Below are 25,503 nucleotides of genomic sequence, written 5' to 3' on the forward strand. Positions count from 1 at the left end.
ACAGAACATTATTTTATGAATTTGCCCTGCCAGATGAGGAGCGCGGAACAAAAGTTTCTCTTGAAGGGCATGATTTACCTGCTCCACATATTAATACATTAGAATTGATTATTTTTGATGCTAATGTATTGAGAATCAAAGCTCGATTTAGCGACTACAAAATCGATCTGCGCAAGGTTGAGTTAGAAGAAATTGAAAAGATAAAGCAATCTTTAGTTCTTCATAACTATGATGACCGATTTGAAGTTAAATATACATAGGCCTATGCGATTCATATGGATTCACTTTAAGTAGGCTGACTTTTGCTACTCAATTATCATTTTCATTCACAGTAAAACGATAAATTTGAATAAAAAAGCAGACATAAGGAACGATAAATTATAGGGATGTTTTAACTAGCTAGGGGTAATAAGATAACACTTTGTCTAAAGCACACGCTTGGCACAAAGGCGTCTAAAGCTAAGTCGAGCTGGTCGGCGGCAATGAGGATGAGGCTGCTTTTGATTCCGCTCGCTCAGATGAAAGTCGCGCAGTTCAAGAATGTAGAGATTACAAAGAGGACTTTAAAGATAACTGCGAATCTAATGGATTAGGCGGTGGGTCAGTTGGTAGTCCATAGGAGGCTTTAATGAAATATTTTGTTTATTTTTTATCTTTCATTGCTCTACTTATAGCGTACAGCCTCTTTGGTACAGATATCTCGGAAAAAAATAGTATAGTTATTGGTGACGTTGGGGTTGAAACAACAAACGTTGAAGAGCCTGCTTTACAAAATAATTCTAGTTATAATATCAATGATTCTAAAATAGAAACGGAAGGAGAGGATAATAATACATTTGATTATGTTTTTGTTTCCTCTAAATTTGAAAGTCATATCTTAGATTTGTATATTAATTTGAGTGACAACCTTTATGGAGGTTTGTATTTTAATAATATTGAGGAGTATAAAATACTAGTCAAAAATGGCTTGCCTTTAGAGAAAGAGCTAGAGTATTTGTCCGAGTCAGACTACTCCCAAACTGCTATTAAACTTGCCGAAAGTCGAATTAACTCTACTCCTTTCGAACCAAATGAAGATTTATCAACTAGTGCACTTAGTTCCGCAAATCTTGTTAGAACGATTGTGGAACTTGAGAAGAGCATTCAATATTATATACCGAACTACACTATTGGCGATAAATTTCCAGAGGAAAAAGATTGGCCGAGTGGGTATAGACCAGAGGTCGTCGCTTCCCTTATGAAGGATCTAGTTTACGCCCAAGCATCCGTAGATAAATCTTCCCCAGTAGCTCAGTTGGCTTTAGCTAAGTTTACTGAACTTAATTTCTATGGTTTAGAAAGTGACGAACTTATGCTATCTGTTTTTGAGCACATAACGAATGCTCAAGTAGTAGTGAATTTACAGAGTATTTCACAATATATTGCAGAAAATTATCCAAATCAAGAACAGAAATATATCGCTATGTTGGAAGAAAAGAGGCGCGATTCGAAAGCAATTAATGGTTCTAAATGAATAAAGGTTTTAGATTGTAATAGGGATTTTATGTTTATAGTAATTATGTTTTTGTGAGTATAAGCCGAATTAACGCTATACACTACCTATTGTTACAGCTGTCTTTAGGTCGTGATTGATTTTTGCGAAAGGGAGTGTGTGGTGATATTTGTGAAAATGGCGTCCGTTAATAACTTATGTTTGCAGTCCTTTAGTACTGAAATCCCGAGAGCTACGCGCAATAAGCCCTGCCATGAATGGCCTATGCCCCAAAATCGAAGTCGCTTTGAACGGTAAAGTCTTCGTCGTACTGCTCATCTGGAGGCGCTCGTAGCGGCGGCAATTGCGATACTTGAGTTGATAGCGGGTAAGTTTTATCTAAATGTGCCAGTATTTTTTGAATAACAACAGTGTCTATAATGCAGGCAATTATGGTGACATTGTGCTTGTGACATTTTTCACATTCGGTAATATCAATGTTGAACACTCGTTTCAAACGCTGAGCCCAACTCATGCCTCTCGCGTGATAAGGCTTGTCAGACTGGTTATCTTCTTCTTTATTGGCAAGTTTAGGGCTGTTTTTTCCACGCTGTGATGCGGTGACTTGGGCTCGCAGGTTGCTGTTTGGTGCAAATACGCCAAAAAATCGGGTGAGGTTGAGTCTAGGCGGAGGAATGAGGGCCGCTAATTTGCCAATAAAATCGACGGTGTCAAAGAAAACATGGGTTGTGCCATCACGATAGGGGGTTTTCAATTCATAGCGTACTTTTCCATGTTGCGTCATGCTTAAGCGCTGCTCACTGATAGCTGGCCGACTGATGTAGCGGCAAAGTTTTTCTAGTTTTTCAGGTTCATCGGCATTGGCAAACACTCCTGCATGAAGTGAAAAGCCTGACGTATTGGCTAACTGTCCATATTCACCCTCGGTACTCGCAGGGAGCGTTTGTAAGGTAAACACTTTTTGCCCTTGTTGAGGCCCCATCGCGATGCGATAACTAACCGAGGCGCCCTGAAGTTGCAGTAAACTGTCTTCATCATCTATAGGCAAATTCAGAAAACTGTTTTCCATATCACGCTCTACCAACCCCACTTTTTCTAAATATTTAGCGATGCGTTGGCTGACGGTATGGACTAGCTCGACCATCTCATCATGAGATGGCGCTTTTATGCGCGTAAAAGTCGTTCCTCCCCATGGGTTTTCAGAAATGGCGCCTTCTAAAAAAAGCATGTGGAAGTGGATATTTAAATTAAGGGCGCTACCGAATCGCTGAATAAGCGTAACAGCCCCAGTTTTCGCTTGCTTATTAGTAAAGCCACCTTTGTTCACAATGTAAGTCAAAATGGCGCGGTGAATGATTTGCATCACCTTGCTTAACTCACTTGGGTATCTTGCCAGAAGCAATCGAAGAGGAATGGGTAAACTTAGCACCCATTGACGGATAGGATAGCCGCGTAGCACATCATCTACCAGAAGCGCTGCACTTTCAGCCATGCGTCTAGCGCCACAGCTCGGACAGAAACCTCGGCGTTTGCAACTAAAGGCAACGAGCTTCTCATGTTTGCAGTCACCACATACTACGCGTAAAAAGCCATACTCAAGTCGTCCACAACGCAAGAATTCTTCAAACTCACGTTCAACATATTTGGGTAAGTATTTGCCTTGTTCGGCTAAGTTGGCAGTGAATTGTGGATAATATCGCTCGACCAGTTGATACAACAAGGTATTTTCCGGTCGGTGACGTTTGTATTGTGCGGTTTGTTGCAATGCCAGCACAGCTCTCATCCTTGATTGAACTACTTGAATGAAAGTCTGGCAGAAGGTAAAAAGCTTTTCGACTGGTCACTAGACGGTTTTTGCTTGCAAAAGGAGTAAAATACTGGCTTGACTTTACAATAACCGAACGGCCGGTCATCGCTCTTTGCCGTCAGTCAAGGTTGATTAATTGGAGATTTTTTTTCGCAAAATACAGTACAGTCTAATAGCTCTAATTCCCATTGCCCGTGCTTTAAGCTGTCCTTTGTACGTGAACTTGAATGCCCCCTAATTATCAATAATTGATTAGAGTGCGACACGCATATACCGGTATTTTGGTGAGCCTAGCTAGTAGAGATTAACGTCGAGGCAGACTTAACGTAAATACATCATAAATTTATTCAGTAGAGAGAATATCGAACGTGAGTTCAACGAAAATCGTGTCTTCATCGGCTTTGTACTTTTACCAGTGGCGAACATTTAAATCCAATTTGAGTATCGAACATTTATCTAAGCTCGCCCTTTTTAAACTACGCTAGGATCATACATATATAAGGTTAACCCAGTTGCCTACTTTATTTAACAATGACAATTGATGATGCATATTTTATTACGCCTGAGAATCCTTTTAGCCTAGCGTTAAGCGATGAAGAAAATGAATTGCGGCATGGTCGCTTTATAAAAATTTTAGAGGCCATGAATTATATTTATTATGTGGGTTATGGTGCTGATGAAGATGAGAAGTGGGGTAGAGAAAAAAGCTACCTTATTGTAAGTAACGACGACAAAGAAATGCAGCAACTAGCAGCACAATTTGGACAGAATGCGTTCATACATTATTCAGTCCGAAAAGGGCCCGATTTAGTGAAGCTTTAAAAACAGATGTCATTAACCTTATTGCACCTGAGATAGCGCAGCGTTTGCAACAGATATAAATTTTCATTGTTTTAAATTTAATGCATGAAGTTGAGTCACCTCAAAACTGTAATATTAGCTAAGAAAACGGTGTTTTTTAAAATATTGTTAAATGGGTGTCAAACCGAATGCATCTCTGAGCCAGTTGCCCGCCTTCCCCAGTCGTTCACTGGAAGACCAAATTAAATCCACACCCACCTCCCATTCAGTATGAGGATATGAAGTTAATTGTAACTCGCATAACTGCTCTTGCAACTGCAAGTCCAAAACTAATTGTTTGGGTACGGTAGCCCATCCCATACCTGCACATAGGGTATTCATCAATGTCAGATAACTGGCCATTCGCCATTGGTTAGTGCCACTTAGGTATTCACTAGTGGGCAATTTATCCAGTAAGGGCGAATAAACTAGCTGTCTATGCTGATTTAATTGCTCGAAGTTAACTTGAGGTAAACTGGCTAAAGGATGGTCTCGGTGTACTACATTGGCGAATGCTATATTACCAAGCCTTTTAAAATGTATGTTTTTTGGATAGTGAGCACCTGCGCATGTAATTCCTAATGAGGCATCTCCTTGTTCGATCAACTGCTGAATATACTGAGAAGACGGGTGCAATATATTTAGATCTACTGGTGGAAAATATTCTGCGAAGCCAGCGAGATTATGGTTCAATATTTGAAAAGGAATAGTGTCGTCAATAGCAATAGTCACTTGACTTTCTAGCTCTGCAGCTAAACTGTTGGCACGATTCTCCATTGACGAACACTGATGTAATATGGCTTCCGCATCTCTAAGTAAAGAATGTCCATGCCCAGTTAAAACCGGATAACGGCCACTACGATCAAACAAGCACACCCCAAAATCAATCTCCAAATTTGCCACTGCAATACTCAATGCAGATTGTGACTTACCCAACTTACGCGCTGCCGCTGAAAATGATTTTTCACTCGCCACAGCGCAAAAAGCAGTTAATTGTTCTAGGGATAAACGCATGAATGGCTAAGTTCTATTAAAAATTTTAATAGTTACCATTTTGCACATTAAAGCCAGCAGAGTAAATTAGTATTATTGCTTTGCTTGTTAAGTGAAAAGTTATGTTTCCTAGTGATACACCTTCAAAGACAAAAAGCAGCGGCATTCACCCTGTAGATCAACGTTTACCACTTGCACCTACTGTGTTGCTTGGTTTGCAACATGTACTAGTGATGTACTCAGCCTGCATAATCGTGCCCTTAATCTTAGGCGCGGCTCTGCAACTGCCTAAAGAAACCTTATCTTTAATCATTACTGCCGATTTATTTGCTGCTGGTTTGGCCACTTTAGTGCAATGTTTCGGTAATCGCTTTTTTGGTATTCGTTTACCCATAATGATGGGAGTAACCTTCACCTCTATCGCACCTATGATTGCCATCGGCATGGACCCTGAACTTGGATTACCGGGGATCTATGGTGCCATTATTGTATCTGGCATATTGGGCATACTGTTTGCGCCACTTATGGGCCGATTAATGCGATTTTTCCCACCCGTCGTTACAGGTTCAGTGTTATTAGTCATTGGTATCAGTTTAATGAAAGTGGCGATTGAATGGTCGGCCGGTGGTAATCCAACGCTGTTTGATGGCTCGCCTAATCCTGATTTTGGTAAACCCATTTATTTGCTTGTTAGCCTCCTTCAGCTCAGCTTGATCTTGCTAATCAATCGCTTTGTTAAAGGCTTCTTGAGTAATATCTCGGTATTGGTTGCTATGTTAGCCGGCTTTGTCGCAGCTTGGGTATTGGGCGATGTACCGCTTGAAGGTTTGGGTGAAGCACCGTGGTTTCAAATCATCAAACCTCTTAGTTTGGGTATGCCCACTTTTGATTTTTTAGCGATTTGTTCAATGAGCCTAGTGATGTTGGTCACTATGGTCGAGTCAACGGGCATGTTTTTAGCTTTAGGTAAACTCGTCGACAAAGAAGTCGATCAACAACAGCTAATACGTGGCTTACGTTCCGATGGGCTAGGCACTTTAATTGGCGGCCTTTTTAATGCATTTCCTTATACCTCATTTTCACAAAATATAGGTTTGGTGACTATTAGCGGCGTAAAAAGCCGTTATGTCACCGCAGCTGGCGCATTTATTTTAATTGCGCTTGGTTGTGTACCCAAAATGGCTTTTATTATTGCTTCTATCCCTCAATATGCTCTAGGCGCAGCCGCCATGGTGATGTTTGGTACTGTGGCTTTAATGGGAGTACGCATTTTGAGTCAGGTAGACTTTACTAACTCTCGCTCAAATTTATTAGTGGTATCAGCAAGCCTTGGTATTGGCTTGATCCCTATGGTGGCGCCGACTTATTTTCAATATTTACCTCAATGGAGCCATATATTTACCGACAGTGGCATCATCTTGAGCGTATGCACAGCGATAGTACTCAATGCGCTTTTTAATCAGCAACACAAAGGTTAAATAATTATAACTATGACTATGACATCAAGCCTATACCAAGCAGACTATATCGTTACCATGGACAGGTATAACTCTATCATTAAAGATGGTGCAGTATTAGTTGATCAAGGCAAGATAGTGCAGCTAGGTAAAGCCAGTGAGCTGATAGCCCAACATGCAAACGTGCCACTAAAAAGCATGCCTAACCGTATCTTAATGCCCGGATTAATCAATACCCACTGCCACTCAGGCATGCTGCGCGGCACCGCTGAAGGCTTACCTGTGTGGGATTGGTTACAGCAATTTATTGATCCGATGCACCGAGTATTAACGCCAGAAGATGCCAGTTTGTCGTCTTGGTTATGTTATGCCGAAGCCTTATTATCAGGTACTACCTGCATAGTCGATATGTGGCGTTATATGGAAGGCAGTGCTGAAGCAGCTAAACAACTTGGCATCAGAGCTTGTTTGGTGCCTTACGTTGCCGAACACCCAGAACATGATTATTTTGAAACCTTAGACAGCAATGAAGCGCTAATTAATCACTGGCACCAACAGGCAGAAGGACGCATTCAGGTATGGGTCGGCCTTGAACACTTATTTTATGCCGTGCCTAAAGCATTAACTCGCATCGGTGATATGTGTCGTGATTATCAGGTTGGCTTTCATACGCACAGTAATGAAAGCCGCTTCGACGTCGAAAAAACGCTAGAACGTTATCAAATTAGGCCGATTCAGGCGCTAGAAAAATTCGGCTTGCTTAATGCACCAAAAACCTTATTAGCACACTGTGTTTGGGCCGACCATAGCGAAATAGCCTTGATGGCTGAACGTAGTATTGGGGTGGCGCATAATCCCATCAGTAATATGAAACTGGCCTCTGGTGCCGCACCGGTGGTTGCCATGTTAAAAGCCGGCGTCGCTGTGGGTTTAGGTACCGATGGTGAAAAAGAAAATAACAACTTGGATATGTTTGAAGAAATGAAGGTATCGTCATTGTTGGCCAAGTTTTCTAACTTAGATGCTGCCGCTCTCGATGCTTGGGAAATATGCCGTATGGCAACAATAGGCGGAGCAAAAGCTTTAGGACTAGACAAAATAACAGGCTCGATTGAGATAGGTAAATCAGCTGATATGATTGCGATCCGCAGCAATACACCGCGTATGACACCTCTCATTGATGAGGGACCACTGATGAATATTCATCATAATTTGGTGCATGCAGTGCAAGGGCAAGATGTCGACATGACGACATGACGATGGTGGCTGGAAAAGTATTAGTAGAAAACGGCCGTTTACTCAATCATGATGTACAGCAGTTAATCGACAATGTTAATCACGCAGCGCCAGCATTGTTTGCCAGACGCAAGCAGTGGTTAAACCGCTCTGGTGGCAGTAAAAATGCGCTCCACCAGCGCTAGGTAAAACAATAATCACAATAGGAAAGCACATAGGTATGAATAAGGTTGCATTAACACTGGTCGCATTTATGACCTACATGGTGATGGCGGGCCTGATGACACAGATTGGCGTGTTGATCTCGCCAATGAGTAATTATCTTGGAATAAGTATCACGGCCGCAGCCTCTATGTTTTCTTTATTAACGGGCGGTACTTTTGCTGGGACGTTTGTGGCGATGATGGTGTACAGCCGCTTTCCCATACAGCGTATTTTGCAATGCAACTATCTGGCATTTTTAGTGTTATTGATTTTGCTCGTGAGCTTTGACATTCGCTTGCAGTGGGTGGTGTCGGTTTATTTATTTATGCTGGGTTTGTGCTGTGGTGTAGGGCTGGCAGGTGGTGCCGTATTGATTGCAAAATTATATAATGAACAAAAACGCGCTTCAGCCTTTTTAGCTACCGATTGCTCCTTCAGTTTAGCGGGGTATGTATTTCCTTCGTTGGCGATTGTGTTGTTAGCCGCCAATCAACTATGGATGGTCAGTTATGCGGCAGTAGGTGTTTTAGCCATCGTAATATTGGTAGCCTGTTTTTTATTATCCTTTCCAGAAAATGCTGAAGTAGCAGAGACTGAGCTGGTTGCCACCGTAAAACCAACTAACATCTGGACGCCACGAGTTTTTATTATCGCCTTAGCACTGTGTTGTTATCTCACCACCCAAACTACATTTTTAACTTGGGAACCTAATTATTTGCAACAGGTACTCGGTTTAGATACAACTCAGGCTGCCAGTGCAGTTGGTAACTATTGGGGCCCTTCCATTTTTGGTTTGCTCATTGTCACTTTGCTGGTGATGAAAGTACCTACCCGCCCCTTGCTGCTCACGGTACTTTTGATGGCTATTATATTATCCATCTTGTTGTATACCACACAAGATCCTGATTGGTTTTTAACAATCACCTTGGCCTTAGGTTTTATGACCTCTTGTATATTCAAACTAGCTATCTCAGTAGGCTCGCAACAAATCCATAGTGCCCCACCGATCTTGGTGACTTTTTTACTTTGTGCTGCAACGATAGGCAGTACTGTAGCCCCAGCACTTTCGGCCTTAGTCGTGTCAATGTTTGGTGTCAGCAGTGCTATGTTGATAACTGTCATTGGCTTTGTGCTAGTGGCGATACTAGTAGTGATATGTTTGCTTATGGAAAAACGCGAGAACTCAATTCAGGTAATAAACGAATGAAAAAGAAAGTAATTTTTGATACCGACCCAGGTATAGATGATGCTATGGCAATACTCTTTGCTCAGGCCAGCGGCAAAATAGATCTTTTAGGCATTACCACAGTGTTTGGTAATGCGACTATCGAAAACGCGACCCGCAACGCACTTTATTTAAAACAGCGATTTTCTATTCCAGCCATTGTGTGTAAAGGCGCTAAAGATCCCTTAATTATTCCTGCAGGCGAGCCTACAACCTTTGTGCATGGGCAAAATGGCCTAGGCGATATTGAGTTACCTGACTCTTTATCAGTTAACGCCGACCCACGAATAGCTTGTGATTTTATAATTGAAACTGTGCGTAACCACCCAAGCGAAGTCACAATAGTGGCAGTAGGGCGTTTAACTAATTTGGCTTTAGCCATCCAAAAAGCCCCAGATATTATTGCCTTAGTAAAAGAAGTGGTGGTGATGGGCGGCGCATTTGGTCACAACGGCCACACTGGTAATGTTAGCCCCTATGCCGAAGCCAATATTATTGGCGACCCTCATGCAGCAGATTTAGTGTTTACCCAACAATGGCCAGTCACAGTAGTAGGTTTAGATGTCACCCAACAAAGCATCATGAACGATGCCTACATACAAAAACTAAAAGAGCAATCTGACGTTTATGGTGATTTCATTTATCAAATAAGCCACTTTTATAGTAACTTTCATAAACAAAGTGTCGGCCTAGATGGGTTTTATGTTCACGATTCATCGGCAGTGGCATATGTATTAGCCCCAGAGTTATTCAAAATACAACAAGGGCCAATAAGAGTAGTATGTGAAGGGCCTGCAATGGGCATGACCTTATGTAAAACCTTAGAAAAAGCGTTTCCGGTGGACGGTTGGCAAGATAAACCCTCACAACAAGTGTGTATTGATGTTGATAGCCAAGGGTTGTTAGATTTGTATTTTAATATTCTTCGTAATTAAGCCACTGTGCTGGGGTATGTATCATCACAAATTAATAAAACGCGACTTGTGGCACATCAAACAAAGCGCTGTTGCAAGCAATCAATATATTTTTTGGATGTTATCCTAGTGACAAATGCTCAGACATTGCGAGTGAAACAACATAAATAAAATAATTTTACTATTTAATGGGTAAAGACAATAGATAAATGGGTTTTATAGACTACTAGAAATGACTATCCTTAGTTAGTAATTGATTAGTTACCTGCGCATACTTATTATTATATTTCATTTTCAAGTGTTTAGGCCAGTTCATGAATTTTCACCACTTCTTAAGCGTATAGCGACACTTTACCAAAGTTCCATTCATTTTTTATTATATGTTTTTATATTCCAAAAGGCTGTTTGAATACAAGTAATCACCCATGAGGGATAATGACTGTATTTTCCGGAGCATTGTCGTTTATAAAAATCCAATAATAAGTATAAGTGGAATTAAGGCTATATGCTACCTTTCGTTACAGCTGGCTTTTAGAGTCGTTGATGATTTTTGCGAAGATGATTTAGCAGTTTTTGCTCATAGGAAAGGTTTCAGCGTTTGAACTTCTTAAGTCTTTGGTACAGCAATATGGAAAGTTGGGTGAAGGGTGTCCTACCATTAAATAGTATATTACTTTGTATTGTGTATTGACTCAGTATCTATGCTCCAAAATTAAAATTGTGTTGAATAGTGAAGTCATGCTCCTCATCAGGTGGCGCCCGCAAGGGTGGTAATGTTGCTTGTTTAGTCGTTGGGTATTTTTTATCTAAATACTTCAGTATTTTTTGGATAACGTGGATCTAGCAGGTAATCTGTCTGCGATACAAGCGATGATGCTTACGTTGTGTTGTTGGCATTTTTCGCATTCGTTAATATCTATATTGAAAACTCGTTCTGACTCGCCGGTTACCGGGCGTTGCGCCCACGTCATGCTCCTAGCATGATATGGTTTATCCGAATGTTCATCCCTTATGTTGACGAGTTTAGGGCTGTTCTTGCCTCGTTGTGATGCGGTGACTTGAGCACGAAGATTGCTGTTAGGGGCGAATACGCCGAAAAACCGGGTGAGGTTGAGTCTTGGTGGCGGAATAAGAGCGGCCAGTTTACCAATGAAATCAACTGGACTAAAGAATACATGAGTAGTGCCATCGCGATAGGGTGTTTTCAATTCATAGCGTACTTGTCCATGTTGCGTCATGTTTAAGCGCTGCTCACTGATAGCTGGGCGGCTGATGTAACGACACAAACGCTCCAATTTGTCTGGCTCATCAGCATTAGCGAATACTCCCGCATGTAATGAAAAGCCTGAGGTATTGGCCAACTGACCATATTCACTCTCGGTGCTTGCAGGCAAGGTTTGCAAGGTAAACACCTTCTGCCCTTGTTGTGGTCCCATTGCAATGCGATAGCTAACAGATGCGCCCTGCAGCTGCAGTAAACTATCTTCGTCGTCTACAGGCAAGTTCAGGTAGCTGTTTTCCATGTCGCGCTGCACTAACCCGACTTTCTCCAAATAGCGCCGGTAATAATAATGATGGCAAGCAGGGAGATGCCTAGCCATTTAAAGAATGTTTTCATGATCTGCCGATTCCCTTGCATTTTCTCTCGCGTATCGCTTTATTGTACTGCTAAGTTTACGACAATAGCTAATTTAATCTTTAAGGGCGCCTAGAGAACACCCGCTGCAATTAGCGGCAAAATCCAATAGCGGATCCTTTTATCGCTATTGGTTTTGCTAAGCAACTGACACAATTGCTCAGTATTGTCTGCTAGATGAAGAATTTCAAAGCGATAGAAATTACGATAGCCCTCCACTTGTTCGGTCACATTGTAATGGCTATGTGCTTTACTAAAGCCTTGAATTTTGGCCAGGCTAAACCCGCTTAAAGAAGTCTCGGTCATGAGTACATCAACGACCTTGTCTTTTAAATCTTCAGGCACGATTGCAACTAGCATTAGCTTATTTTGTGTTGGGGGCACGGCGTTTCTCCAACCATATATAAAATACGGGAATTAAAAATAAAGTAGTGAAGGTAGAGGTAAATAATCCACCAATGACCACAATGGCCAGGGGTTTTTGGATTTCTGCACCAGGACCGGTCGCAAAAACCAGCGGGAAAAGGCCAAACATTGCGGTGCTAGCTGTCATTAAGACTGGACGTAAACGCCGCTTTGCTCCTACCACAATGCGTTCAAGCAAATCACTTATCTCGAATCTTGTTTGCTCAAAATAACTGACCATGACGACGCCATTCAGCACGGCCACGCCGAGTAGGGCAATAAACCCTACGGATGCGGGCACCGATAAAAACTCACCGCTTAGATAAAGCGCAATGACACCGCCCATAACGGCAAATGGAATGTTAGCTAGTATCAAGCCTGCTTTGCTTAGCGCGCCAAAAGTAGTAAACAAAATAATTAAAATCAATCCTAATGCAATGGGGATAACGAGCATGAGGTTATTCGCCGCTCTTTGTTGGTTTTCAAATTCGCCGCCAAAATTTAGCGTGTAGCCAACGGGGAGGTCTAGCGATTCTGAGAGCAAGCCTTTTAATTCATCCACAAATCCAACGATATCTCGGCCTTCTATATTGGTGGTAACGACCGCAAACCTATTGCTGTTTTCTCGCTCTATCAAAATCGGACCTTGCTTAAACGATACATCGGCTATATTTGCAAGAGGCACTAAGCTGGCGTCTGGCATCAATATTGTCAGTTGTTGTAAGTCATTAACTGTTGCAGGCTTGAGATTGCTGGAGGCTGCAAGACCAAACACAATAGGCGTTTTTTTCTTACCTTCAATTAAGGTCGACAATTGTGTGGATTCAATCTGTGATTTCACAAAAAATGAAAGCTCTGCAATTGTCATACTGAACGCCGCGGCAATTTCTGGTTTTAATCTAATATTCAAAAAGTCGCCACCTTCAATCACCGAAGCATTAACGTCAACACTACCTTGTAATGTTCGCGTTTGTTCAATGATTTGCTCGGCCAATTTCGCTAGAACAGCAATATCGTTGCCGAATACTTTAATTGATACATCACCGGTACTGCCCGTTAGCATTTCAGATACGCGCATTTGAATGGGCTGCGTAAAACCAATGTTAATGCCTGGAAAACCCTCAAGTACTGTGCGGATTTCCTCAATAAGGGCTTGTTTAGTGTCAAATCGCCAGGTATCCACTGGTGCGAGTTCCATGAAAATGTCGGTTTCGTTTAAGCTCATTGGATCTAAACCTATTTCATCAGAGCCCACGCGCGAGACAATTTGCTTAATTTCAGGAATATTAGCAAGTAAGGCCTTTTCAATTTGAATATCCAGATCGCTAGAGGCTTGAAGTGAAATGTTAGGAGACTTTTCTAACTGCACAATAATATCGCCCTCATCAAGCACCGGCATGAAGGTTTTACCTAGCAGGCTATAAAGCAATACGCTTCCTAGCAAAATAATAAATGTTACAACAATAACCGGGATGGGTTTTTTAATGGTAGCTGTCAGCGCAGTTTGGTATTTTTCTTGTAAGCAAATAACAAAACGTGGCTCGCTAATTGTATCTGCTTTCAACAATATTGACGCTAGCGCGGGAATTACCGTAAGCGATAAAACCAGTGATGAAAGCATTGCAAACACGATGGTTATGGCGACGGGTTTGAATAATTTCCCTTCCAATCCACTTAAGGTTAACAAGGGTGAAAAAACGATAATGACGATGATGGTGCCCGATACAACGGGAACGGCAACTTCTTTACAGGCCCTAAAAATTAAATGTAATTTAGGCAAGGCTGTGTTGTTCTTCAAGTTGTTGACCGTGTTCTCCACGACGACCACAGACGCATCTACCAACATGCCTATGGCTATCACTAAGCCGCCTAAACTCATCAAGTTAGCTGACATGTTAAAGTAGTTCATCAACAAAAAAGTACACACGGCAGACAGCGGCAATACCAACGAAACAACGATTGCGGCGCGCACGTTTCCAAGAAATAGCGACAGCAGCAGGATGACTAAAACAACAGCAATAATCAGTGCTTCTTCAATTGTACCGATGGCCGTATCAATAAGTGTTTTACGGTTGTAAAACACATTTATGTCGGTGCCCTTGGGCAAGGTTGCCTGTATTATCGCCAGCTTTTTACTGACGTTTTCAATAACATCACCGGTATTGGCGCCTTTTAAGGCAATGACGATTGCCTCGGTAGTTTCTACACCATTGCGCGTGACCGAGCCATAGCGCGTAAGATGTCCAATATTCACGTTCGCAACATCTTGCAAACGCACCACCGTATTGTTGATATTGGCAATCACAATATTTTGTAATTCATACAAATTTTGTATGCGGCCTTCAGAGCGAACAATCAGCGTATCATTGCCAATATTCAAGCGTCCGATGCTGCCATTTTGGTTTATATCTTGAATAGTGTCGCTTAATTGGCTGAACGACATACCAATGCTAGCCATTTTTATTGGATCTGGACTAATTTGAAAGGTTTTAGCGTAACCACCTAGAATGTTAACATCGGCTACACCGTTTATGCTTCTCAACAGCGGACGAATTTCCCACTCTAGTAACTGCCTGCGCTCCATAAGACTCATGGCCGGATTTTCTATCGAGAACATGAACATTTCACTTAGTGCTGTGCTCATGGGAGCGACACCGCCTTCAATACCGCTAGGCAAAGAGGGTAAAACATTCGCTAAGCGCTCAGCTACTTGCTGACGAGCCCAGTAAATATCGGTTCCTTCTTTAAAGTCGATAGTGATATCGGTGATTGCATATTTGGTGGTGGAGCGCAGAATTTGTTGATCGGGAATACCTAAAAGTTCAGTCTCAATAGGCAAAGTCACCTGCGCCTCGATTTCTTCGGCAGTCATGCCTGGCGCCTTCAAGATCACTTTAACCTGAGTGGGTGAAATTTCTGGGAAAGCATCAATCGGCAATGCAAACCATGCCGAAACACCCGCTATAAGTAAAAACAAAGATACGATCAAAACAAATACGCGTTGAGTGAGGGAAAAACGAATTACATTAGCCAACATCTCGTTATATCCCCAAACCTAACAGAACACCCTGCACTGCGCTCACTGAACTTATCAAAACACGCTTGTTTGCCAGTGAAGCCGGCGATTTAACGATAAAGTTATCACCGTCTGATGTCACTAACGTGACTTTAAGCGCGACATAATTCTGCGTGTCTTGAACGAAGATATAGTTGTCGCCCTCCCAATTGAAAACACTGGACTGTTTTATTTTGTAGGCACTTGTTTGATATTCAGGCGTGACGCTCAATATTTGGCCAACAACAAATGCACAATCGTTAGTTAAGGCTTTAGTCCAGGCAATTTGATAAAAAGCAGCATTGGCGCTTTCGCTAAAATCAATTGCTAGCTGGCAACTATCGCTACCTATACTGCTGTCTCTGCTAACAAAAAGTGGCTTTTGCGTTATATCGATGGGTAAATTGACTTTAAGTCTAATGGCTTGCAAGGGGGCAAAAGAGGCGATTGTCTGCTGCGCATCTAAGGCACTTGGCAAACTGTACTGGATGATCCCAGCAATAGGTGCCGCTAAGGTAAGCGAATCAGTATTCTCGTCAAAGCTAAGCACTAAATCAAAAAAGTGCGTGAGTTCATCAAATTCCATCTTTGTATCGTGATATTGATTGCTAATGTCCAACCAAGCTTGCTCACTTATTGATTTACGTTGATACAGTTTTCTGCTGTTCTCAAACAGCATTTGTGCTTGTGAAAACAGCTTTTTCTTCATCTGATAAGCCATATAAAAATGATGAACTTCCGGCCCTTGAATAAGGGCGAAAGCCTGGTTTTTCTTAACTTTGCTGCCTACACCTTTTATATACTGGATTTGCTGCACATTAATCGGTGACTTGAAAACATAGGATTGGCCCGGCAGTATGGCGACCGTTGCCATGATATTTTTGCCTGTGTAGGTTGACACTGGCTCTACTGCTTTTGTTTGCAGGGATAAATCGCCTAGCTGGTTTGCGTCTACACTCATATTTTGAGCCAACGCCGAGCAGCAGATAAACGCGGATGATAAAATAAAAATAGAAAAAGTTTTCATAAGGTAAGTCCTGCTGCTTGTCTCATTAAGGCAATATGGCGATTAAGATGGATCAGGTTCAACTGAATTGAGTACTCTGAGTCCACCGTGTCGAGTAGCGTTCGAATATAGAATTCTTGGTTCGGAGCATTTGCTTCGCGTAATTGGTCCATCGCTTTTGCAAGCGCCTTCAAATTCTCTGTGCCTGAATTAAGTAAGATTTGTTTTTGTTGCAGAAAATCGTATTCTTGATCTAATTCCGCTTGGGCCTCAGCTAATTGATGCATGAGTTTGCTTCTGGTGATTTGGTATTCTGTGTTGATCTTCACATATTCGCTTTGCTGCAATGCGGATAATTGCTTGCCTATGTTAATAGGGACTTCTATTCCAAGACCGACCTGGTTTTCAGAAAACTCACGACTCTCAACGCGTCTTCCTATCACCTGAACGTTCCAAGGCGCCGTTTGTTTGCTTACACTTCGTATTGTTTGTTCGGCACTTTGAAATGCATGGTCCAAAGCGATAACGTCCGGATGTGCATTCATACTCACTTGTTCAAGCCTCGGGACAGCCTCGCTTATATCGTAAGGCAGCACTTGTAAACCGGTTAAACGTTGATACTTGGCAAGTAAATTTTCGATATTTTGCTGATGTTGCATAAGAGAGATTTTATGGTCGTTGAATTCCTTTTGTACGATGAGCAAGACATATTGAGGAATGGCTTGCGCTTGAGCCATATCCTCATATTGTAGTGTGAGTTGTGACAATATCGCTTGTTTTCGTGTGACGGCTGCCACTGTTAGTTTCTCTACCTGTATTTCCCAAAGTATATTGCGGATCATGCCAGATAAATATAAAGCATACTGTTTTTTAGCACTCAGCCGAAGGCTCTCTACGTTGCTTTGCAGGCTTTTTTCTATCTGTTTAAGGAAAAAGGATTTGATTGGCAAATTTATGCTTATTTCACTTTCGGTTGTGCCCAGGCTTTGTCGGCTATCTAAATATGCTAAGGAGGCTGAAGGACTGCCGTCTAACCAAGCAAAGCTATCGCTGTCAGATGCGGTGCCTTTATCTTGCCTTGTTTCTTGCTTTAGCATGCCTGCGGATTGTTTCTCGATAGCAGCCGTTAAGCTGTCATGCAGCGTTAGCTTAGCTTGGGCAAGTGCAGTATCATGTGCAATACAATAGAAGCTTGCTAGTATGCAACAGGCAACAAATTTTCGTATATAAATTGCGTCTATTTTCACTAGTTTCTCGTTGTTATCGGGGACACGAGTATTATGTTATAAACTCCGCTAAGTAGCACTAAACATATGTAGTAGTGGGCATCGAACATATGTATAACGACTGGCTGGAGGCCTTTATAAGCAATATGAAGAGGGAAGTATGAGAAATAAAGTGATCACCATTATTTTGATCTTGATCATGTTGCTTAATGGTTTGGACGTATTGGTTGATATTGAATTAGGTGTACCTCTATGGCATATCTTGCAAGAAGCTTCATTAGTGCTTCTTTCAGCCTTAGGCGCCACGCTACTTATTCTGCACATGAGAAAGAAAAACCAAAGCTTACATCATCTTGCTAAAAACTTAGCAGACGCAAATATGCAAATAACGGTGCTCAACAGTAAAATTAAGGACGAGCGAAAGCGATATAGCTTAGTCATTAAGGAGCAATTTGAAAGTTGGAGTTTAACCTTAGGTGAGCAGCAGGTTGCTTTACTTTTATTAAAAGGCCTAAGCCTAAAAGAAATTGCTAGCGTGCGAAACACCAAAGAAATGACCGCAAGACAGCAAGCCTCGAGTATTTACGCAAAAAGTGGCTTAGTGGGAAGGCATGAATTTTCAGCCTGGTTTTTAGAGGACTTTTTAAACTAAGTCTTACTGATGTAGGATTATCTTAACTATATTAATGCGCGCCATACCACCTCTTATAAGTAATGGCGCGTATAAATAATGCAGCGAATTTGCTGCCCTACCTTTTTTACTGCAACGTTACAATAAAGCTTAACGAGGACACAACGCCACTTGGCGACGTAATACTCACGGTTACCGTGGTGTTAATGGCGGTATCTGCTGCGCTTAGGTTGTTGGTCAGTGTGAACACACCGGTTCTGCCACTATTTTGGTTGGATTGCAGCATGAGGTCAGCTACAGTGCCATCTAATGCACCAACGGTGGAAGTTACAGCAATCGTAGATGAACTTGCTATCGGTTGGTTTTGAGTATCAGAATAACGATATTGGAACAAGGCGCTGTCACCCCGTGCAATCGATAACACGGGTGTTGAGGAGCCAGCAGATTGGTTATTTACCAACTCAATCCCATTATTGCTTACCGCAATTAATGCGCTACTGCTTGAGGTCACAATAACCTGTGCTCGACGTACGTGCGTGCTGGTATTGCCGCAAGAAGATCCGGTGCATTGTGGCCCATCAAATAAACCATTTTGCGCGTTAAAGCTACCCGATGAATCAAAATCTAAGAATATTTCATTCCCGTCTTTGACTCTGTTTTCATTGTCGTCACGCCATGCTTCACTTAAGTCGATAAAGCCAGGTCTAGCGGGCAAGATAAGGTCAAAACCGCTTCCGTCATTGTCGACAATCGCCAAGCCATCAGCGTCGTCATATTGATTATTACCGTTACTATCGACCAAGGTTTCGTGTCCAATGGCAGTTGCTAATGAGTATAAGTGGAATTAAGGCTATATGCTACCCTTCGTTACAGCTGGCTTTTAGAGTCGTTGATGGTTTTTGCGAAGATGATTTAGCAGTTTTTGCTCATAGGAAAGGTTTCAGCGTTTGAACTTCTTAAGTCTTTGGTACAGCAATATGGAAAGTTGGGTGAAGGGTGTCCTACCATTAAATAGTATATTACTTTGTATTGTGTATTGACTCAGTATCTATGCTCCAAAATTAAAATTGTGTTGAATAGTGAAGTCATGCTCCTCATCAGGTGGCGCCCGCAAGGGTGGTAATGTTGCTTGTTTAGTCGTTGGGTATTTTTTATCTAAATACTTCAGTATTTTTTGGATAACGTGGATCTAGCAGGTAATCTGTCTGCGATACAAGCGATGATGCTTACATTGTGTTGTTGGCATTTTTCGCATTCGTTAATATCTATATTGAAAACTCGTTCTGACTCGCCGGTTACCGGGCGTTGCGCCCACGTCATGCTCCTAGCATGATATGGTTTATCCAAATGTTCATCCCTTATGTTGACGAGTTTAGGGCTGTTCTTGCCTCGTTGTGATGCGGTGACTTGAGCACGAAGATTGCTGTTAGGGGCGAATACGCCGAAAAACCGGGTGAGGTTGAGTCTTGGTGGCGGAATAAGAGCGGCCAGTTTACCAATGAAATCAACTGGACTAAAGAATACATGAGTAGTGCCATCGCGATACGGGGTTTTCAATTCATAACGTACTTTTCCATGTTGCGTCATGCTTAAACGCTGCTCACTGATGGCTGGGCGGCTAATGTAACGACATAGTCTTTCTAGTTTTTCTGGCTCATCGGCATTTGCGAAGACCCCTGCGTGTAACGAAAAGCCCGAGGTATTGGCTAACTGGCCATACTCGCCTTCTGTGCTTGCAGGCAACGTTTGCAAGGTAAACACCTTCTGCCCTTGTTGTGGCCCCATAGCAATGCGGTAGCTAACAGATGCGCCTTGCAACTGGAGTAAACTATCTTCGTCATCTACCGGCAAATTGAGGTAGCTGTTTTCCATATCGCGCTGCACCAAGCCAACTTTCTCCAAATAGCGGGCAATGCGATGGCTGATGGTGTGGACGAGCTCTACCATATCGTTGTGACATGGTGCTTTGATGCGAGTAAACGTTGTTCCTCCCCATGAGTTTTCGTAAATAGCACCTTCTAAGAACAGCATGTGGAAGTGGATGTTTAAGTTCAGCGCGCTGCCAAAGCGTTGAATTAACGTCACCGCACCTGTCTTGGCCTGTTTATTTGAGAACCCTGCTCGATTTACAATATGCGTGGAAATGGCGCGGTGAATGATACCGGTAACCGGATTACTAAGACTTTTCCTAATTCACTGGGATACCTTGCCAACAGTAATCTCAAAGGGATAGGCAGACTCAAAACCCACTGACGAATTGGATAGCCTAGTAGTACATCATCAACCAATAACGCCGCACTTTCGGCCATTCTTCGAGCGCCGCAGCTGGGGCAAAAACCTCTGCGCTTGCAACTAAAGGCGACCAGTTTCTCATGTTTGCAGTCGCCACATACTACGCGTAAAAAGCCATACTCAAGTCGTCCACAACGCAAGAATTCATCAAACTCACGCTCAACATATAGGGGTAAATATTTGCCTTGTTCGGCTAAGTTGGCAGTGAATTGTGGATAATACCGTTCGACCAGTTGATACAGTAATGTAGTCTCCGGTCGGTGGCGTTTGTATTGTGCCGTTTGCTGAATTGCCAGCACCACTGCCATCCTTGATTGCGGTATAGGAATCAAAGAGTGGCTTAAGTAGATAAACTTTTCGACTGTTCATAAGACGGTATTTGCTTGCAAAGGAGAAAATACTGCATTGACTTTACAATAACCGAACGGCCGGTTCTCGCTCAAAACGGACTGTCGAAGCATCGATTGCTTATACCGGCTGGCCGCCCATAAGGGCCTAAAGAGTACGATAGTTTAAGATTGATAAAAGTTAGATATTAGTTTTTTAAGCCATAAAACTTTACCAAATAGAATGTTTCGGTATCAACTTTATTGTTACAATATAAGCAGCAACCATGACGTAAATATGCAACGGTTAAGTATCACCAAACAAGGACAAGTGCGCTATGAGTTGAAAACACCGTATCGAGACGGCACCGATTACCGGCTAGTACGCATGTATTCTTCTCACCAATCGATTTCATTGGCAAATTAGGCGCACTCATTCCACCACCAAGACTCAACCCAACGTGAGCTTAAGGCAGCATGGCATAACTAAATTTTTTTAATGTGCTTCAATAATGGTAACTCAATTATTTAGAATTACCATGCTATCAGAACAACTCGCCTTCTCCTTTAGCTATGCGCAACAGCGGGTAACTTCTGTTGTGAAGTGTTAGCGAAGGTACTCGCAGGTTAGGTATTGAGCCACGTAATAAATCATTAAAGGCGGTGATGCTGTTAAGCGAAGCAGAAACCAACAATAATAATGGTACTAATGGTACTAATGGTACTAATGGTACTAATGGTTAATCATTGTTATGCCTGTCGGGGTCGGAGACCCTGCGCATCCGAGGAAGTTCATCACACGGAACCTAGGAGATCCTAGACAAGCCCTGCATTATGCAGGGAAGGTAAGTCAAAGTTGAAAAGCCAAGGCTTACTTAGTCTAGGAAGTCGTACGAGATTATAGTACTGAGGAAGTAAATGAACAAAACAGGTAACAATGTGGCGGAATTTATGGAGGGAAGGGTCTCGACTAAGGGGAACAGTCAACAGTGCGCCGGTATCCAGACGCAGAGCTCGGAAAATACGATGTCACGTCTGCTGACTGTGCGAGAGCAACGCTTCTACGCCAAATACCCGAAGTAGGAGCCGGATGCGTTAGTAGCGTATGTCCGGATCTGTGCGGGGGGGGTGCCGAGTGATCGGCATTCCTACCGCGACCTTATCGGGTAACCGACGCGTGAGATGTGAGAAATGTCAAAAGCACATTGTGACTATAATCGCTTGCATTATAGACACACTCGTCATTCACAAAATACTGGCACATTTAGACAACACATATTCAGTATCAGCGCAAGCTCAGTTATTGCCACCGTTACGAGACCCGCCTAACGATTTCAGCATTCAGCGCGACTTCGATTTCGGTGCACAGGCTATCAACTCAACACGATACTAGGAAATACATTATTTCACGGTAGGAGCTTGTGCATGCGACTCCCAAGGTTTCTGTACCAATGGACTACCAACACAAGAATTTGACTTACGTCATTTACACAAACATCACCACAAATCCGCTTTAACAAGCATGAATCCATTCCAAAAGACAGTTGTAACAAGGGAGAGTGTATAGTGTTTATTTGTCTTATGCTCTTATGTCTTTTTTCCTTAATCAATTTGCTGCCTATCTCTATACAGTAACAGCATAATGGTCGCGGGTATGTAAAACAGCTTCGCTATACCTTGCATCTGTGCTCTTTGTACTTTTCGCACTGAATTAATTATTAAGACTTTTTCGTTGCTTAGTAAATTGCTGACGAATCGATAATATACTCACCACCGCCAGAGGAAATAATATAAGCATGGTAACGGTGTAGGCTTGGTCGCTTCCTTTTAACACTAAACTGCTTGCTAGCAAGGCCGCTGCCCATAATATGGCTTGTGTAAGTTGCGTTTTTTTATGTAACTTCATTACTTGTGCGCCTTGTTGTGCGCCATCGGCAATCGAACCATATTCAAAGGTACATATTTTATTTATCCAGGTTAGGTCTTGGTCAAATTGACCTTTTAAAACATCTTGATCGCCTATTTCTTTGATCGCATTGTCAAATGCATCCTTTTCACTTAAACCACGTTTGGTATGGTTTTCGATCAAACAATACAGATGATCTTTTAACTCATCTATTTTTCGATTTTTGATAGAATAAGCACTTAACACTTCCGCACACCATTGGTGAACGGCTAAATCTAGATTAAACATTTTTATTTCTCCAATTTACTTATCATGTTTGACAGTTTTTGCCATTGCTCTTGTTGTTGCTTTAACTCTGAAGTGCCCTGAGCGGATAATCGATAATACTTTCGTTTACGACCGGTATTGGCTTGACCCCAAAAAGATTCGATCCAGCCTTTTTTTTCCATCCGATGCAAAATTGGATATAGCATGCCGTCTGCCCATTTCAATTCGCCGTCCGATAACTCATGCACTTGCTGAATAATTGCGTAGCCATAACTGTCTTCAATACTCAAAATGGATAAGATAAGAGGGGTAGAAGATGCAGCAACCAAGTCTTTGGATAGAATCATTAATTAGTACCTTGTAGTTCTATGTATAAGATTACATAGAACTGCAAGGTATGTCAAACATTTTGTTATTCAACATATTTTGATACATCACTTACTTTGAGAATTAACATGCGGCGAATAAATTTGTATATTATTTGACTAAAAAACAAATCCGTAAATAATGCATGCGATGTCCAGCACAAAATTATACAACAATAGGAATGTCCATCGCAATCAGTGGCAATTCCGATAAGGTATCTTTTCTTTTGCTGCAGCTCGCAAGCTTCTATCTTCAAGCACAAAAAGTAGGTTGTGCTGTGTACTATTACCTCAGTAATCTTGCATATGAAGGACAGTTATTTTGGGCTGAGGCTATTGAAAGCTTCGTTGTTATTAACGAGCCGTCTGCGCATTGTAGTGAATATTATGTCGTACTTTCATTCAACAACCAGTCGTTTAAACTGGGGTTATTACGTAACTTAAGAGTTGACGACATAAAGCCCAGAGCAGCAATTCTTAGTTGTGAATACAATCCAGCGACGGGCAATAAAGTGCTATTTGACGAACCATTACAAACTGAATGTGTTAGCGTTAATTACACAGTGTCCCCAGACAAAAGTAACAAAGAGTAGGCTTCTCCGTCTATGATAAACCATGCATTGATATGCCTCTTTTACCTGTAACATTGCAATTGAAACAGGGTAACTAGCGCAGGTAATGACGGTTTCGCTTTCGATTGCGGATGGAATAAACGTCAAAAACCAAACAATATAGCCAACATTTTCAATTTAAAAAGAGAGATAAATCGCTTCTATTCCGGCGCTAAACAATCGTTTTAGGCTCAAGCAGTAACGCCTTTTTACGGATGCCGCTATACGGACCTGTAACGTCATCATGATGATATAGCGCAGGCTTTCAGCATCAATATGGCCCTAGCGTTTGCTGGTGCATATTCCGCTGATGGTGAACACCCGTTCCCGCCATTTTTCAAAGAGGTGTTAACGTTGCCCCTGAATAAGAGACGCGTTTGGTTAGTTATTCCCCGTGCTATTTTAAGGGATATGGTCAATCAAATGACGTTGATAATTCATAATTTAGGTAGTTATCTTTGGTGTATTAATCGTTCAAGAGAGGCGAATGCTATTTGCTTTTAGTGAGCAAATACATATATCTTTTAGTCGGCTAAAAGGCACTTGTTGATTTGCATCCAAAACTGACCGCACCCTCCGTAGATCAGTTTTAAGTACAAATTAATATTCTAATGTCAGTGTGTTTCTGACATAGTCTTGATTCTTTAAGACCAGCTAAATAAAACTATTTAATGTTTTACCCGAGATTTCCAGTCCACTCTAAATACGTATTGAGTCGACGGCACGCAGGAGTTTACCTGTCTTTTTTAGCTCTCACCAACAGTGTATTAATATCACAGTTGAAGTAATCACACAGCTTGTCAATAATATCTAGGCCCACGTGATAGTCACGTTTGTTTATCATGCGCGTCAGAGTAGCTCGCCCAATACCAGCTTTTTCTGCGACTTCGTCTAGCGTAATTTTACGCTTATCCCATTGTTCTTTATCAGCCAAGCACTGCTTTAATTTTATAATCACTAATGGTTAATTATCCTAAGAAAAGATAATATACTAATCACTTATGATTAATATATGCTAAGTTTACTAATCGTTTGAGTTGAGCGAATTGGCTTTTCAGTGGAAAGTAATAATCATTTGAGTTTAAGTACGAGTTCCTAGAATACCTATATCAGGTTCTTATTTTGTGGCTTTTTAAATGATTATTTGAAGTATTGGCTATACATACAATATTTAAAATCAAAGCACATTATTCAGCAAATTCAGTGCTCCTAAATGGTAAGTTTTTAATCAAAAACTAGGCAAGATATTGCGCTTAGGATATGGCAGCATTCGATACTGGGTATTGACTACGCAGGCAGTTTTAATAGGGAGCCTTCAGTTCTAATTTATATAAAAAGTGTGTGTTAATAGCTAATTTAGACTGGCGCTTTAGAAAGTTTTTCACATGTTAACCTTAGAAATAGCTGGCTTTGGGGTTTTGATATTCAGCTTTTCGTCCCTTAAATAGTGCTTTAAATCCAACGGTGGCAGGATACTTATTTGCAGTAAATCATCATTTTTATTGATAGGGATTACGAAAGAATAAATTGTGTTATTTATGAGTGAATAGATGTTTATATATAAATGAATCAGTCAAAGAATTACTCGTTTTACCAGTTGTTTTTGGAG

At 41.7% G+C, this 25,503-nt stretch carries 23 protein-coding genes and 2 pseudogenes; 13 read left to right on the plus strand and 12 right to left on the minus strand.

Annotated elements, in window-relative coordinates:
• Both G399_RS22165 and G399_RS0103730 read left to right on the plus strand, forming a co-directional pair.
• Positions 1–260 (plus strand): hypothetical protein (locus G399_RS22165; protein ID WP_026843425.1); only part of this gene is annotated, 260 nt, incomplete at its 5' end.
• Between the two features lie 368 nt (positions 261–628).
• Positions 629–1,513 (plus strand): hypothetical protein, encoded by an 885-nt coding sequence (locus G399_RS0103730; RefSeq protein WP_006008923.1) that lies wholly within the window; start codon positions 629–631, stop codon positions 1,511–1,513.
• 241 nt (positions 1,514–1,754) lie between these two features.
• Here G399_RS0103730 and G399_RS0103735 read toward each other — a convergent pair whose 3' ends face one another.
• Entirely contained in the window at positions 1,755–3,266 is a 1,512-nt protein-coding gene (locus G399_RS0103735; RefSeq protein WP_006008926.1) for an IS91 family transposase, read from the minus strand.
• Positions 3,267–3,830: 564 nt separating this feature from the next.
• Between G399_RS0103735 and G399_RS0103740 the strand changes: the two genes are divergently transcribed.
• Positions 3,831–4,121: a DUF3293 domain-containing protein gene (locus tag G399_RS0103740; protein WP_006008928.1), complete on the plus strand. Its 291-nt coding sequence runs from the start codon at positions 3,831–3,833 to the stop codon at positions 4,119–4,121.
• 147 nt (positions 4,122–4,268) lie between these two features.
• Here the strand turns inward: G399_RS0103740 and G399_RS0103745 are convergent, their stop codons facing one another.
• Positions 4,269–5,153: a LysR family transcriptional regulator gene (locus tag G399_RS0103745; RefSeq protein ID WP_006008930.1), complete on the minus strand. Its 885-nt coding sequence runs from the start codon at positions 5,151–5,153 to the stop codon at positions 4,269–4,271.
• 101 nt (positions 5,154–5,254) lie between these two features.
• Here G399_RS0103745 and G399_RS0103750 point away from each other — a divergent pair, with 101 nt between their 5' ends.
• Genes G399_RS0103750 through G399_RS0103765 form a run of 5 tightly spaced genes read left to right on the plus strand, consistent with a single transcriptional unit; the run spans position 5,255 to position 10,189 of the window.
• A complete protein-coding gene (locus G399_RS0103750; protein WP_006008932.1) occupies positions 5,255–6,610 on the plus strand; it encodes a nucleobase:cation symporter-2 family protein in 1,356 nt (451 codons plus the stop codon).
• Between the two features lie 12 nt (positions 6,611–6,622).
• Complete coding sequence (locus tag G399_RS20105; RefSeq protein WP_226988912.1) at positions 6,623–7,846, plus strand: amidohydrolase family protein; 1,224 nt, start codon at positions 6,623–6,625, stop codon at positions 7,844–7,846.
• 2 nt (positions 7,847–7,848) lie between these two features.
• Positions 7,849–8,010 carry a hypothetical protein gene (locus tag G399_RS22450; RefSeq protein WP_244877389.1) on the plus strand — a complete coding sequence of 54 codons (162 nt, stop codon included), beginning with the start codon at positions 7,849–7,851 and terminating at the stop codon, positions 8,008–8,010.
• A gap of 35 nt (positions 8,011–8,045) precedes the next feature.
• A complete protein-coding gene (gene tsgA / locus G399_RS0103760; RefSeq protein ID WP_006008934.1) occupies positions 8,046–9,236 on the plus strand; it encodes an MFS transporter TsgA in 1,191 nt (396 codons plus the stop codon).
• Positions 9,233–10,189 carry a nucleoside hydrolase gene (locus tag G399_RS0103765; protein ID WP_006008936.1) on the plus strand — a complete coding sequence of 319 codons (957 nt, stop codon included), beginning with the start codon at positions 9,233–9,235 and terminating at the stop codon, positions 10,187–10,189. Before tsgA ends, G399_RS0103765 begins: the two co-directional genes overlap by 4 nt.
• 794 nt (positions 10,190–10,983) lie before the next feature.
• On the opposite strand, the gene G399_RS20110 is transcribed toward G399_RS0103765, so the two are convergent.
• From G399_RS20110 to G399_RS0103790, 5 genes are all read right to left on the minus strand, one after another.
• Positions 10,984–11,769, minus strand: a complete 786-nt coding sequence (locus tag G399_RS20110) for a transposase (RefSeq protein ID WP_425304067.1) — start codon at positions 11,767–11,769, stop codon at positions 10,984–10,986.
• Between the two features lie 107 nt (positions 11,770–11,876).
• Positions 11,877–12,188 (minus strand): DUF3240 family protein, encoded by a 312-nt coding sequence (locus tag G399_RS0103775; RefSeq protein WP_006008941.1) that lies wholly within the window; start codon positions 12,186–12,188, stop codon positions 11,877–11,879.
• Complete coding sequence (locus G399_RS0103780) at positions 12,169–15,246, minus strand: efflux RND transporter permease subunit (protein ID WP_006008943.1); 3,078 nt, start codon at positions 15,244–15,246, stop codon at positions 12,169–12,171. Before G399_RS0103780 ends, G399_RS0103775 begins: the two co-directional genes overlap by 20 nt.
• Positions 15,247–15,250: 4 nt before the next feature.
• Positions 15,251–16,291: an efflux RND transporter periplasmic adaptor subunit gene (locus G399_RS0103785; protein ID WP_006008945.1), complete on the minus strand. Its 1,041-nt coding sequence runs from the start codon at positions 16,289–16,291 to the stop codon at positions 15,251–15,253.
• Positions 16,288–17,517, minus strand: a complete 1,230-nt coding sequence (locus G399_RS0103790; protein WP_006008948.1) for a TolC family protein — start codon at positions 17,515–17,517, stop codon at positions 16,288–16,290. The genes G399_RS0103785 and G399_RS0103790 overlap by 4 nt, the downstream gene beginning before the upstream one ends.
• Before the next feature lie 139 nt (positions 17,518–17,656).
• Here G399_RS0103790 and G399_RS0103795 point away from each other — a divergent pair, with 139 nt between their 5' ends.
• Positions 17,657–18,148, plus strand: coding sequence for a helix-turn-helix transcriptional regulator (locus G399_RS0103795; protein ID WP_006008950.1), 492 nt, complete (start codon positions 17,657–17,659; stop codon positions 18,146–18,148).
• 106 nt (positions 18,149–18,254) lie between these two features.
• Here G399_RS0103795 and G399_RS0103800 read toward each other — a convergent pair whose 3' ends face one another.
• Both G399_RS0103800 and G399_RS20115 read right to left on the minus strand, forming a co-directional pair.
• Entirely contained in the window at positions 18,255–18,929 is a 675-nt protein-coding gene (locus tag G399_RS0103800; RefSeq protein ID WP_006008953.1) for a hypothetical protein, read from the minus strand.
• Positions 18,930–19,175: 246 nt separating this feature from the next.
• A pseudogene (locus tag G399_RS20115) lies at positions 19,176–20,727 on the minus strand (transposase).
• Positions 20,728–21,037: 310 nt separating this feature from the next.
• Here G399_RS20115 and G399_RS22455 point away from each other — a divergent pair.
• Both G399_RS22455 and G399_RS21485 read left to right on the plus strand, forming a co-directional pair.
• Positions 21,038–21,207, plus strand: a pseudogene (locus tag G399_RS22455) (transposase); the annotation flags it as partial.
• A gap of 673 nt (positions 21,208–21,880) precedes the next feature.
• Positions 21,881–22,138: a hypothetical protein gene (locus tag G399_RS21485; RefSeq protein WP_193362898.1), complete on the plus strand. Its 258-nt coding sequence runs from the start codon at positions 21,881–21,883 to the stop codon at positions 22,136–22,138.
• Positions 22,139–22,456: 318 nt separating this feature from the next.
• Here the strand turns inward: G399_RS21485 and G399_RS20120 are convergent, their stop codons facing one another.
• Together G399_RS20120 and G399_RS0103820 are read right to left on the minus strand one after the other, a co-directional pair.
• Positions 22,457–22,939 carry a permease prefix domain 1-containing protein gene (locus G399_RS20120; protein ID WP_006008962.1) on the minus strand — a complete coding sequence of 161 codons (483 nt, stop codon included), beginning with the start codon at positions 22,937–22,939 and terminating at the stop codon, positions 22,457–22,459.
• A 2-nt stretch (positions 22,940–22,941) separates the two neighbouring features.
• Positions 22,942–23,265: a PadR family transcriptional regulator gene (locus G399_RS0103820; protein ID WP_006008964.1), complete on the minus strand. Its 324-nt coding sequence runs from the start codon at positions 23,263–23,265 to the stop codon at positions 22,942–22,944.
• A gap of 245 nt (positions 23,266–23,510) precedes the next feature.
• On the opposite strand from G399_RS0103820, the gene G399_RS0103825 reads away from it, so the two are divergent.
• Both G399_RS0103825 and G399_RS0103830 read left to right on the plus strand, forming a co-directional pair.
• Positions 23,511–23,876 carry a hypothetical protein gene (locus tag G399_RS0103825; RefSeq protein WP_006008966.1) on the plus strand — a complete coding sequence of 122 codons (366 nt, stop codon included), beginning with the start codon at positions 23,511–23,513 and terminating at the stop codon, positions 23,874–23,876.
• A 294-nt stretch (positions 23,877–24,170) separates the two neighbouring features.
• On the plus strand, positions 24,171–24,398 hold the full coding sequence (locus G399_RS0103830) for a hypothetical protein (protein WP_006008969.1): 228 nt from the start codon (positions 24,171–24,173) through the stop codon (positions 24,396–24,398).
• 229 nt (positions 24,399–24,627) lie between these two features.
• On the opposite strand, the gene G399_RS0103835 is transcribed toward G399_RS0103830, so the two are convergent.
• Entirely contained in the window at positions 24,628–24,852 is a 225-nt protein-coding gene (locus tag G399_RS0103835; RefSeq protein WP_026843428.1) for a helix-turn-helix domain-containing protein, read from the minus strand.
• Positions 24,853–25,503 lie beyond the last annotated feature (651 nt).

It is taken from the genome of Brumicola pallidula DSM 14239 = ACAM 615 (genome assembly GCF_000428905.1).
GTDB lineage: Bacteria > Pseudomonadota > Gammaproteobacteria > Enterobacterales > Alteromonadaceae > Glaciecola > Glaciecola pallidula.